The organism is Halanaerobium saccharolyticum (assembly GCF_004362045.1).
Taxonomy (GTDB): Bacteria; Bacillota; Halanaerobiia; order Halanaerobiales; family Halanaerobiaceae; genus Halanaerobium; species Halanaerobium saccharolyticum_C.
This window is the reverse complement of sequence record NZ_SNWX01000007.1, coordinates 1-12,326: the sequence shown is the minus strand read 5'-3', so window position 1 is coordinate 12,326 and position 12,326 is coordinate 1. Positions and strand designations below refer to the sequence as shown.

The 12,326-nt window shown below is 34.3% G+C and carries 10 protein-coding genes; all 10 read left to right on the top strand.

From position 1 onward, the window contains the following. Positions 1-14: 14 nt before the first annotated feature. The 10 genes from coaE (at position 15) to DFR79_RS06090 (ending at position 12,156) form a co-directional block, all read left to right on the top strand. A complete protein-coding gene (gene coaE, locus DFR79_RS06135) occupies positions 15-995 on the top strand; it encodes a dephospho-CoA kinase (RefSeq protein WP_133514624.1) in 981 nt (326 codons plus the stop codon). A gap of 20 nt (positions 996-1,015) precedes the next feature. Further along, positions 1,016-1,627: a lytic transglycosylase domain-containing protein gene (locus DFR79_RS06130; RefSeq protein WP_133514623.1), complete on the top strand. Its 612-nt coding sequence runs from the start codon at positions 1,016-1,018 to the stop codon at positions 1,625-1,627. A gap of 260 nt (positions 1,628-1,887) precedes the next feature. Continuing rightward, the gene (locus tag DFR79_RS06125; RefSeq protein ID WP_133514622.1) at positions 1,888-3,699 is read left to right on the top strand and encodes an ABC transporter substrate-binding protein; all 1,812 of its coding nucleotides are present in this window, start codon (positions 1,888-1,890) and stop codon (positions 3,697-3,699) included. 107 nt (positions 3,700-3,806) lie between these two features. After that, entirely contained in the window at positions 3,807-4,841 is a 1,035-nt protein-coding gene (locus DFR79_RS06120) for an ABC transporter permease (RefSeq protein WP_133514621.1), read from the top strand. Between the two features lie 8 nt (positions 4,842-4,849). Further along, positions 4,850-5,725 carry an ABC transporter permease gene (locus DFR79_RS06115; RefSeq protein ID WP_133514620.1) on the top strand — a complete coding sequence of 292 codons (876 nt, stop codon included), beginning with the start codon at positions 4,850-4,852 and terminating at the stop codon, positions 5,723-5,725. Positions 5,726-5,761: 36 nt separating this feature from the next. After that, positions 5,762-6,793, top strand: a complete 1,032-nt coding sequence (locus tag DFR79_RS06110) for an ABC transporter ATP-binding protein (RefSeq protein WP_133514619.1) — start codon at positions 5,762-5,764, stop codon at positions 6,791-6,793. Next, positions 6,793-7,767: an ABC transporter ATP-binding protein gene (locus DFR79_RS06105; RefSeq protein ID WP_133514618.1), complete on the top strand. Its 975-nt coding sequence runs from the start codon at positions 6,793-6,795 to the stop codon at positions 7,765-7,767. Before DFR79_RS06110 ends, DFR79_RS06105 begins: the two co-directional genes overlap by 1 nt. 122 nt (positions 7,768-7,889) lie before the next feature. Next, the gene (locus DFR79_RS06100) at positions 7,890-9,479 is read left to right on the top strand and encodes an ABC transporter substrate-binding protein (protein WP_133514617.1); all 1,590 of its coding nucleotides are present in this window, start codon (positions 7,890-7,892) and stop codon (positions 9,477-9,479) included. Between the two features lie 272 nt (positions 9,480-9,751). Beyond that, the gene (locus tag DFR79_RS06095) at positions 9,752-10,759 is read left to right on the top strand and encodes a LacI family DNA-binding transcriptional regulator (protein ID WP_133514616.1); all 1,008 of its coding nucleotides are present in this window, start codon (positions 9,752-9,754) and stop codon (positions 10,757-10,759) included. A 101-nt stretch (positions 10,760-10,860) separates the two neighbouring features. After that, complete coding sequence (locus DFR79_RS06090) at positions 10,861-12,156, top strand: ABC transporter substrate-binding protein (RefSeq protein WP_133514615.1); 1,296 nt, start codon at positions 10,861-10,863, stop codon at positions 12,154-12,156. The last annotated feature ends 170 nt before the right edge of the window (positions 12,157-12,326 follow it).

Sequence of the window (12,326 nt, the reverse complement as noted above, 5' to 3'; positions counted from 1 at the left end):
GAAAGGGGATAATAATGATTATAGGCTTAACAGGTGGTATAGCTACTGGAAAATCAACGGCTGCTGAGTATTTAGAGCAAAAGGGAGCCAAAATTATTGATGCAGATCAGATTTCTCATCAGATTAGTCAAAAAGGTAAAAAGGGATGGCAGCTGGTAGTTGATGAATTTGGTGAAGAAATCTTAAAGAAAAATGGAGAGTTTGATCGAGAAAAGTTAGCTGATATTGTTTTTTCTGATCCGGATAAAAGAAAAAAACTGGAATCACTGCTGCATCCATTGATTATTTATGAAATGAAAGAGCGAGCCCATCAGTACCTTGAGAATAATGAGATTGTTGTTTTTATGGCACCACTATTATATGAGGCTGGACTGGCTCGTTTTTGTGACCAGGTCTGGGTGATTTCCAGTTCTGATGAAAATCAGATGAAAAGATTAGAAAAAAGAAATAATCTTAAGCAGGAGGAAGCTTTAAAGAGAATAAATTCTCAAATGTCTCAGGAAAAGAAAAAAGAAAAAGCTGATGTAATTATCGAAAATAACTCAACAATTGAAACTTTAAAATCAAAATTGGACATGTACTGGGAGAAAGTATTGAAGGGGGAAGATACTAAATTGATTAGAATAGCTCTAGTAGCTCACGATGAGAAAAAAGATGATATGATTAGGTTTGCAAAAAAACACAGAGATGTTCTGACAAAAATGAGACTGATCGCTACAGGAACAACCGGTCAGCGATTAATTGATGAAACAGGTCTGGATGTAGAAAGAATGGCTTCTGGCCCAATTGGGGGAGATCAGATGATTGGAGCAGAAATTGCTAAAGACCGTCTGGATGGAGTTATTTTTCTAAGAGATCCTTTAACTGCTCAGCCCCATGAACCAGATGTTAGTGCACTTTTAAGACTCTGTGATGTGCATGAGATTCCTTTAGCCACTAACCTGGCAACTGCAGAAATGATTATTCACTCTCTGGCTGAAAAAAATAGAGCTTAAGTAAAGGGAGGAAAAGGCAGTTGAGTACAGAATATATTAATAAAGGGATTATTCTCTTACTTTTGACGGTATTATTGTTTTTAGTTGTCAGTAATAATTTTGATTTGTGGATAATCAGAAGAAATATAGAACCTGTTAAATATCAGAAGGAAATAAATAAATATGCGAAAGAATTTTCTTTAGAGACTGAATTGCTAGCTGCTTTAATTTATGTAGAAAGCCGTTTTGATAAATATTCTGAGTCTGCTAAAGGTGCTGTTGGTTTGATGCAGTTAATGCCTTCTACAGCTTTCTGGATTGCAGAACAGCTTGAATATGATAAATTTAATTTAGAAGATCTTAATGATCCAGAATTGAATATTAAATTTGGCAGCTGGTATTTTGCTTATTTATATCAAAAATTTGATAATAATTTGATTAAGACTATTGCAGCCTATAATGCAGGAGAAAGTAATGTTAGAAACTGGATTGATGACGGCTGGAAGGGAAATATTGAACACAAATTACCTTTTGATGAAACAGATAATTTTGTCAGGAGAGTTATCTCCACTCGAAATTATTATCGAGAAAATAATCTTAAAATTTTCAGTTTATCAAATTTAAATCTTTTTTTATCTCAAGTATCTGAGTAAAAAATTTTATATAATATTCATAGATAGAAAATATTACCGTATATTGAATAATAATGATATATAATTGGATACAACTTGATTTTTTTAGTAAATAATTATATAATTTAAGTTAGTAAAAAATTTAAGTGTTAAACTATTAAATTTGTTTTTTTTCTTTTTAAAAAACAGACACATCTGACAAGGGAGGTGTAAATTTAAAAAGAAGAGATTAGTGATTAGCGAGTATATATATATTAAATAATTAGGAGGGAATTTCGAGTATGCAAAAAAAATTAGTAGTTTTATTAACTTTAGTTTTAGTCTTTTCAGTATTCTCAGTAGTAGGAGCTCAGGAAGTTAAAAATCCTGATACATTTATTGAAGTAAATATGGGAACTATTGATAGTCTTGATCCTCATTATCAATATGATTCAGCAAGTGCTGAGATTATTGACAATGTTTATGAAAATTTAATTAAATTTAATAAAGGTAATATCAATGAATTTGTACCTCATCTTGCAACAGAAGTACCAACTGTAGAGAATGGTTTAATTAGAGAAAATGGTACAGTTTACGAATTTCCAATTAGAGAGGGTGTTACTTTTCAGAATGGTAATCCTCTAACTCCAGAAGATGTTAAGTATAGTTTTCTGAGAGCTTTAATTCAGGATCGCGATGGTGGTCCAGTCTGGATGCTTTATGAGCCATTATTCCAGAAGGGTTCATTAGCAGATGTTGTTACTGAAGTATTAGGAGAAGAAAAGAGCCCTTCAGAACTGACAGCAGAAGAATCCAAAAAAGTATATGCTTATTTAGAAAAGGCAATCGAAGTTGATGGAAATAGTGTTGTTTTCAATTTACCTCAAGCATTTCCTCCATTTTTAAGTATTATCTCTCAGAATAATGGAGTTGGAGCAATTATTGATAAAGAATGGACTATCAAACAGGGAGGTTGGGACGGTCAGCCAGGAAGTATTGCTGAATATACTAACCCAACTAAAGAAGAAGATCCATTATTTGATACTATGAATGGTACAGGCCCCTACGAATTAGTAGAGTGGGTTAATGGTGAAGAAGTTATTTTAAATAGAAATGATGACTACTGGCGTGAACCAGCTTCAATCAAAAAAGTTATTATTAGAATGATTGATGAATGGTCTACCAGAAAGTTAATGTTACAGCGTGGAGATGCTGATATTGTTTATGTTGATAAGCAGTATTTACCACAGGTGAGAAACATGGACGGTGTTGAAGTTATTACCGGCCTTCCAAACCTCTACATGGGTGCTGGACTGATGAACTTTAATATTGTAACAGAGGGTAATCCTGATGTGCACAGTGGAAAACTTGATGGTAATGGTATTCCATCTAATTTCTTTAGTGATATTCATGTCAGAAAAGGATTTCTCTATTCGATGAACTACGAAGCATTTGTAAAAGATGTGCTTCAGGGTGATGGTCAGAAAGGTCGGGGTCCAATTCCAGAACCTTTCTTAGGCTATGATGAAAATTCTCCAACTTATAATTTAGATCTGGAAAAAGCTGAAGAACACTTTAGACAGGCTTTTGATGGTGAGTTATGGGAGAAAGGTTTTGAAATCACAATTCTTTATAACACAGGTAATGATGTTCGTAAGAGTGCTGTCGATATGTTGAAGTACTATGTTGAACAGATAAATCCTAAGTTTAAAGTCAATGTTCGGGGAATTCAGTGGGCAACTTATTTAGATAAATTAATTGCAAATAAGTTTACTCTAGGGTTTATTGCCTGGGGTGCTGATTATGCTGACCCACATAACTTTGTGGTACCTTTCTTAGCAAGTGATGGAACTTATGGTGGCTTTAAAGGTAAAAACTATATTGAATTTGCTAAAGAAAATATTGATCCTTTAATTGAAAAAGGGGTTTCTTTAACAGATCCAGAAGCGCGTGAAAAAGTATATAAAGAATTACAGAATATTGCATATGAGCATGCAATTGATATGTATCTCTATCAGCCAACTGCTCAGGTAGTTATGAGAGACTGGGTTGAAGGATGGTACTATAATCCAATTAGAGATCCAGGGCAGTATTTCTATTCTTTAGACAAGTAATTTTTTAGTCAGTAAAAATATTACAATAAATATCTGGGGGGATATTTAACCCTCCAGATATGTTATTGTTTATATAATAAAAAAGTTGGAAAGGATGAATTTAGAGGATGATTTCTTATATTATAAGGCGTTTATTTATACTACCAGTAATCCTCTTTGGAGTAAGTTTGTTAATATTTTCTATGATTATGATGTTGGGCCCTTACCAGAGGTTAAGTACCTATATAACTGATCCTGCTCAGTTAAAAGGAGTAGATGATGTTGAGCAGCTTATTGCAAAATATGGACTAGATGATCCCTGGTATGAACAATATGGTCGCTGGATTAGTGGGGTCGCTCAGGGGGATTTTGGTTGGTCAGAATCAGCTGGTGCACCGGTAACTACAGCGATTGCAAATAGATTTCCGGCAACAATTGAGCTAGCATTGTTATCATTAATACCTGTTATATTTGGTGGGATTATATTAGGGGTTATTTCTGCAGTGCACCATAATAAATTAATAGATCATATTATTAGAATTTTTGCAGTTATAGGATGGTCATTCCCCTCATTTGTTTTTGGATTATTGGTTTTAATGATTTTCTATGGGGTTTTAGGATGGCTGCCGCCAGGACGGCTTTCAAACTGGGCAACTGAAATTGTCAGGTCAGCAGAATTTGCAAATTATACAGGAATGTATATTTTAGATGGACTATTGAATTTTAATTTTGCAGTTGTTTTAGATGCAATCAGACATATGATTGCACCAGTAATTACAATTTCAATATTATGGTGGGCTTTTATATTAAGAATAACCCGTTCAAATATGCTGGAGACATTAAAAAAAGATTATATCAGAACTGCAAGAGCAAAAGGTTTAGCCGATAATATAGTTGTCTATAAGCATGCGGTTAGAAATGCTCTGATTCCGGTAGTAACAGTTGCTGGACAGATGATATTAGGTCTTGCGGGTGGTCTGGTTATTGTAGAGAGTATTTTTAATATAAGAGGTCTGGGACAATTTATGGCCACTTCAGCTCAGCAGCTTGATTATCCAGGTGTACTGGGTGGAGCACTATATTTCGGACTATTATTAATACTAATTAATCTCTTTGTTGATGTTTCTTATGCTGTAATTGACCCAAGAATTAGATTGGAGTGATGGTTTAAGTGGAATGGCAAGAAGTTTTAAAACGGTTATTACAAAATAAAATTTCATTATTAGGTATATTAATTATTTTATTTTTTATTGTTGTAGCAGTACTGGCACCCTGGATTGCACCTCCTCAAGATCCAGATGAACCATATTTGATTCCCAGGGGTGGCTGGTCGATTGAACCTCAGCCGCCAAGTGAAGAACATATTTTTGGAACTACTGAAGGGCAGTATGATATATTTTATGGTATTGTCTGGGGGACAAGAACTGCTTTTAGAATTGGTTTGGTTGTTGTTGGAATAAGTAGTACTTTGGGTATAATTATTGGTACCGTTGCTGCTTATTATGGTGGTCTAATTGACGAAATAATTATGAGGATTACGGATGTCTTTATGTCAATCCCCTTTATTATTGCTACTATTGTACTGGTCACTATTTTAGGTCAGGGGATCACAAATGTTATGATTGCCTTAATTACATTTAGTTGGATGAGTACAGCAAGACTGATGAGATCCCAGGTATTATCAGTTAAAGAAGACGAATTTGTTCAGGCAGCGCTTGCGCTGGGGGCTAATGATTTTAGAATAATTTTTAGACATATTATTCTTAATACAATTTTCCCAGTTGTTATCCAGGCTTCTATGAGGATGGGATCGATGGTTATTACCGCATCCACTTTAAGTTTTCTGGGAGTAGGAGCTCCAGAAGGGTATGCTGACTGGGGGCAGATGATTTCATTTGCCCGAAATTGGATATTAGGGGTAGAAGGTGATCCACTTCATTACTGGTATACACTAGTTATTCCTGGTATTGCAATCACCTTATTCTGTTTGTCCTGGAATTTAATTGGTGATGCTTTCCGTGATATATTAGACCCAAAGCTTAATTAGATTTGTAAATAGACGCTAATAAGGTAGGTGAATTTTTTGAGTAAAGAAGCACTTGTAGAAGTTAAAAACTTAAAAACTTATTTTTATACAGAAGAAGGAGTAGTCAAGGCGGTAGATGGAGTTGATTACGAAATCTATCCCGGTGAAACTTTAGGTATTGTAGGAGAATCTGGTTGTGGAAAAAGTGTTACCTCATTATCAATTATGAGACTGGTAGAATCTCCTCCAGGAAGAATAGAGGCAGGAGAAATTAATTTTAAGGGAACAGATTTAACTAAGTTATCTGAAAAAGAAATGCGAAAAATTAGAGGTAATGATATTTCAATGATTTTTCAGGAACCAATGACTTCTCTTAATCCTGTTTATACTGTTGGTGATCAGATTATAGAAGCAATTATGCTGCACAAACAGGTAAAAAGAAAAGAAGCCAGACGCCAGGCAATAGAAATGCTGCAGAAAGTGGGTATACCTCTGCCGGAACAGAGAGTAGACGAATATCCCCACCAGTTATCTGGAGGTATGAGGCAGCGGGTAATGATTGCAATGGCTTTAAGCTGTGATCCTCAGTTATTGATTGCTGATGAGCCAACAACAGCACTTGATGTAACAATTCAGGCTCAGATTTTAGAATTGATGAACTCCTTAAAAGAAAGCTATGGAATGGCAATTATGATGATTACTCATGATCTGGGAGTAATTGCTGAGGTTTCTGATAGAGTAGCGGTTATGTATGCCGGAAAGGTAGTAGAGTATACAGATGTAGATACCCTTTTTGATGATCCTAAACATCCTTATACCTGGGGATTAATGAACTCTATTCCTAAACTGGATAAAGATGTAGATCGTCTGGAAGCTATTCCAGGCAGTGTACCTTCTCCACTGAATTTCCCGGAGGGATGTAAGTTTAATACTCGCTGTCCTCTGGCTGAAGGTAAATGTTTTGATGTAGAACCACCTTTAGAAGATACAGATGGGGGACATATGGTTCGCTGCTGGAGATATGAACATTTAGAAGAAATTAAGAAACGTGGAGAAAGAATTTATGAGGATCGAGGTGTTCAAAAATAATGGCTGAGAATTTATTAGAAGTAAAAAATCTAAAAAAATATTTTCCAGTTAAAGCAGGAATATTTAAAAGAACAGTAGCTCATGTAAAAGCTGTTGATGATATTTCCTTTGTAGTTGAAGAAGGAGAAACACTCGGTCTGGTAGGTGAGTCAGGTTGTGGTAAATCAACAACCGGGAGAACTATTTTGCGACTTCTGGAAGCAACAGCAGGGGAAGTTATATTTGAAGGTAAAAATGTTATGGACCTTGATAAAAAAGAAATGCGTGCTATCAGACGCGATATGCAGATTATTTTTCAGGATCCATATGCTTCTCTTAATCCCCGGATGACTGTTGCGGATATTGTTGGTGAGCCGCTTGATATCCATAATCTTGCAAAAAATAAGAAGGAAAGAAATGAAAAGGTTAGAGAGATACTGGAAAATGTAGGTCTGGGAGCAGAATACATGAACCGCTATCCTCACGAATTTAGTGGTGGACAGCGTCAGCGGATAGGTGTAGCCCGAGCTCTGGCAGTAGATCCCAAGCTGATTATTGCCGATGAGCCGGTATCTGCTCTTGATGTATCTGTTCAGGCTCAGGTTGTTAACTTACTGCAGGATTTACAGAAGGAGTATGGATTAACTTATCTCTTTATTGCCCATGATTTGAGTGTTGTAAAGCATATCAGTGATCGAGTCGCAGTAATGTATCTGGGTAAGTTAGTGGAGTTAACAGACAAAAAAGAATTATTTGATAATCCAATGCATCCCTATACCCAATCATTATTATCTGCAATTCCAGAGGCAGATCCGAAGAAGAAAAAAGATAGAATTATTTTAGAGGGAGATGTACCTTCACCGGTAGATCCACCTTCTGGCTGTAGATTTCATCCCCGCTGTCCAAAAGCTTTTGAACCATGTCCTGTTAAGGAACCAGAGTTTAAAGAATATGGAGATGGACATTATGCAGCCTGTCATTTGTTAGATCAATAATTATTAATTAAATAGATAATTATTAGTCCCTGTTTATGGATATTTAAAATCCAGACAGGGATTTTCTTCTTTTTGAAGAATAATAATAATTGAGTAGGTATATTTTCTGGAGGAATATAATTATGAAAGTTAAAATTTCGTTACTGACTATTTTAATCTTATTTTTAATTCTTTTTCCCACTAATGCTGCTAATTATGGTGGGAACTTAAAAATTAAAGTTGAACAAAGGCCATTTAACTTAAACCCGATCTATGCTGCTAATGAGACTGCGCTTATGATTAACAACCAGATATTTGATACTTTAATATCTTATAACAGCCAGGGAAAGTTAACTGCAAATTTAGCAGAATCCTGGCAGGTAAATAAGGATTCTACGGTTTATAATTTTAAATTAAAGAAGAATATTTATTTTCATTCTTACAAAATTAAAGAAGGAGAAGTGCCGCTAAATGAAAGAAGTGTTACTGCAGAAGACTGGAAATGGTCATTAGAATATCTGGCTGCTGCTAGAAACAAATCCCCCTATGCTGAGTTATTAGCTAAAATTAAAGGTTATGACAAGTTTCGACAGGGTAAAAGTAAAGAAATAGCTGGTATTAGGGTTTTAGATACCTATAATTTAGAAATTGAATTAAAGCAATCTTATGCTCCTTTTATATATAATTTAGCTAAAAGGGCAGCTGTTGTAATGCCGGCAGAGGCAGTTTTAAATAAGGATTTTAATTTTTCTCTAACTCCAGTCGGTACAGGACCCTTTAAATTTGGAGGATTTTTTAAAAATAAAGTTACCCTACTCAAAAACGACAATTATTGGAAAAATAATTATCAGGACCAAAACACCCCCTATTTAAATCAGATTGAAATAAATTTTGTGGAAGGTAAAATTTTAAAAAATAATCTACAGAAATTTGATTTATACCAGCTTAATTCAGAGGAGTTTTCTGCCTTTCAACAGCAAAAAAATAATTTTAGTGATTATCAAATTATGAAATTTGAAAACAGCTATATCTATTTTGCTGCATTTAATTATAAAAGTGATTTACATTTCAATTCCAGTCAGATGAATTTTAAAGAGAGTATTAGAGATATTATCAATAAAAATGATTTTCCTGCAGCTTTAAATTTTAATAATCTTATTTTACCCGGGGCCAGCAGTAATAATCAACAATTATTAGCTAAAATAAGAGAAAACTTAGTAAAAAATGATAGTGCTACTCTGGATAATGAGTTAAATAATTTAAGCTTAACAATTAACAATTCAAAAACAGCTATTAAAATAGCTGAATATATGAAAAACCAGTTAAAATCAAAAGATATAAAACTTGAAGTAAAAAAATATAACTGGGCTGAATATTTTAAAAAGGTAAAAAGTCAAAATATAGATAGTCAACTTTTTATCATGTCATCTAAATACAGCAGCCGTTTTCAATTTATTTATGACAATTTTTATTCAACTTCAGCCAAAAACTATTTTGGATATCATAATAGCAGAGTGGATAATATGATAGATTATTTAAAATTAATAAGCAGCAGGCAGAACCGGGAAAAAGCTTACGAAATCATTACCGAAATATTAATTAATGATAATCCATTTGTATTTCTGCTTCAGGGAGCAGATAGTTATCTAATTTCCAGTAAAATAAAAAACGAGGAATTGTTTAAAAATGTATATTCAAAATATAACTTTGAAATGCTTTATTTTGAACAATAAATCAATTAAAAGCCTGAAAACCATTTCATGAATTTCAGGCTTTTTTCAAGACTTAAATTAACAGAAAGTTATAAATATTTTCAATTTGAATTATTTCCTCATAAAAGGAGATATTTTGACTTAAATTATCAGAAATCACATAAATATAGGCTATTTTATAAGAAATAAGCATAATATTTAAATAAATTTGATAATTTTGCAGGAATTTTTAATTGAGTGTTGAATATACTAATTAGTGAAATGGATTTCATTATTTACTGGGAGCGAAAAATATGGATGTCACTATGAAAGATGTAGCCAAATTAGCAGGAGTTTCATTAAGCACAGTTTCTCGTGTTTTAAATGATAGTTCACTGGTTAGAGAAGAAACAGCCAGAAAGGTGCAAAAGGCTGTTGATAAGTTGGACTATCAAATTAATGATTCTGCTCGAATATTGCGAACTAATACCAGCAATTTAATCGGAGTTATTGGAGCTGGGATGGAAAGGCCTTTTCTGGCTAATCTGCTTAAAGGAATTGAAGCAGAAGCCAGAGAAAGAGGTTATGCTCTAATCTACGGTGATTCAGATGGAGAATTCGAGAAAGAGCAGAATTATTTAAATATTATGAAACAAAAAAAGATAGACGGAATTATTTTGATTACAACAAATTATTATAATGATCTACTCTCCATAGTAAAAAACTATCAGATTCCAGTAGTTTTTGCTTCGGGTTATATTAATGATCCACAGATCAGCTGTGTAACAGTTGATAATGTTGCAGCGGCCTATGATATGGTAGAGTTTCTATGTAAAGCCGGGCATAAAGATCTGGCATTTATTAAGGGCCCTGATCTGGATCTACTTGCCAGCCAGGAAAGGCTTAGAGGTGTCAAACTTGCTTTAAGGCTTAGTGAAATAAGATACGAACCCAGGCGGTTTATTGAGGGAGATTTTACATTTGAAAGTGGTTATTCTGCAGCAAAAAAAATTATGAGTAAATTTCCAGATGTAACAGCAATTTTTGCTTTTAATGATGAAATGGCAGTTGGTGCAATAAGTTATTTAAGAGAACAGAATATTAAAGTGCCTGAAGATATTTCAGTAGTTGGATTTGATGGTATTGAGCTGGGGGAATATATTGATCCTGCTTTAACGACTATCAAACAATCAGGCTATCAGCTGGGTTTAAAGAGTATAGAAATTCTGAATAATATTATCAATCAGGAAAAAATTGAAGATAATAAGGTCTTTATTCCACATGAACTTGTGGTTAGAGAAAGCACAAATAGATTAGCATAATACTTAATAAGGGGGGTGATTGTAGTCAATAATAGGGGGTAGTTAAGATATATTCTTAACATAATTGTTTTATTAATTAACTTTAAGGAGGAGAATTATTAATGAGAAAATATTTGCTTTTAGTTTTAGTTTTGGCTTTAGTAGTTTCATTTACAGCTGTAGGTTTTGCTCAGGAAAAAACAGAAATAACTGTAGCTGCAGGTAGTGTGGGTAAAGAGTTAGAATTAACCCAGCAGGCAGCACAGATGTATATGGAAGAACATCCGAATGTTAAAATTAATGTTCTTTCTACACCTGATCTTGCTAATGATAGATTAGGTTTGTATTTACAGTTTTTGGAAGCTGAAAGTCCAAAAGTTGATGTCTATCAGGTAGATGTTATCTGGCCTGGAGATTTAGCTCAGCACTTTATTGATTTGAATAAGTACGGAGCTGAAGAAGTTACAGATAATCATTTCCAGGAAATAGTTATGAACAATACTGTTGAGGGAAGACTTGTTGCAATTCCCTGGTTCACTGACGCTGGACTTTTATATTATAGAACCGATTTGTTAAAAAAATATGATCGTGAAGTTCCTCAAACTTGGACAGAATTAGAAGAAACAGCTAAATATATTATGGAGCAGGAAAGAGCAGCCGGAAACCCTGACTTTTATGGTTATGTCTGGCAGGGTAATGCTTATGAAGGCTTAACCTGTGATGCCTTAGAATGGGTATTTTCTAATGGTGGCGGTACCATTGTTAGTCCGGATAAAAAAATTACAATTAATAATGAAAAAGCCATCGAAGCAATTGATATGGCATCAGGTTGGGTTGGTGGAATTTCCCCGACTGGTGTAACAGGTATGGCAGAAGAAGATGCAAGAAAAATGTGGGAAGCTGGTAATGCTCTATTTATGCGTAACTGGCCTTATGCTTATACTTTAGGTAATGCAGACACAAGTCAGATTAAGGGTAAATTTGATGTAGCACCTTTACCTGCTGGTGATAGTGGTAGTTCTGCTGCAACTTTAGGTGGCTGGAATCTTTCAGTTAGTAAGTATAGTGAACATCCTGAAATAGCTGCTGATGTTGCTTTATTTATGGCAAGTAAAAAGGTTCAAAAGATGCGTGCAATTGAAGGTTCATTTAATCCAACAATTAAGTCATTATATAAAGATGAAGAAGTTTTAGAAGCAGTTCCTTTCTTTGGTAAGTTATATGAGGTGTTTACTAATGCTGTTGCCAGACCTTCTACTGCAACTGCACCAAATTATAATCAGGCATCAGAAATTTTCTTCCAGGGAGTACATTCTGTATTAACTGGTGAAAGTGATGCTTCAACTGCAGTTCAATATATGGAATTAGATCTTAAAGATCTACTTGGTTATGAAATTGGAGAACCAAGACAGCCATAAGTTAATTAGACCAGTTAGATAATACCGAGAAGGACCGAGAGCGGTCCTTCTCAATTTTAGTTTGCCTGGCATGAATATTTGCTAATCAGTGAAAGTCTGATGTGGGGGTTAATAGTGCCAACCGCTAGCTGAAGACAAGGGTGTCCATCGCGAGGTGGAATCTGAAGGAA

Excerpts from the sequence above, each read along its gene's own strand:
- DFR79_RS06120 (WP_133514621.1), top strand. The coding sequence starts at position 3,807 with ATGATTTCTTATATTATAAGGCGTTTATTTATACTACCAGTAATCCTC.
- DFR79_RS06125 (WP_133514622.1), top strand. The coding sequence starts at position 1,888 with ATGCAAAAAAAATTAGTAGTTTTATTAACTTTAGTTTTAGTCTTTTCA.
- coaE (WP_133514624.1), top strand. The coding sequence starts at position 15 with ATGATTATAGGCTTAACAGGTGGTATAGCTACTGGAAAATCAACGGCT.
- DFR79_RS06100 (WP_133514617.1), top strand. The coding sequence starts at position 7,890 with ATGAAAGTTAAAATTTCGTTACTGACTATTTTAATCTTATTTTTAATT.
- DFR79_RS06090 (WP_133514615.1), top strand. The coding sequence starts at position 10,861 with ATGAGAAAATATTTGCTTTTAGTTTTAGTTTTGGCTTTAGTAGTTTCA.
- DFR79_RS06105 (WP_133514618.1), top strand. The coding sequence starts at position 6,793 with ATGGCTGAGAATTTATTAGAAGTAAAAAATCTAAAAAAATATTTTCCA.
- DFR79_RS06095 (WP_133514616.1), top strand. The coding sequence starts at position 9,752 with ATGGATGTCACTATGAAAGATGTAGCCAAATTAGCAGGAGTTTCATTA.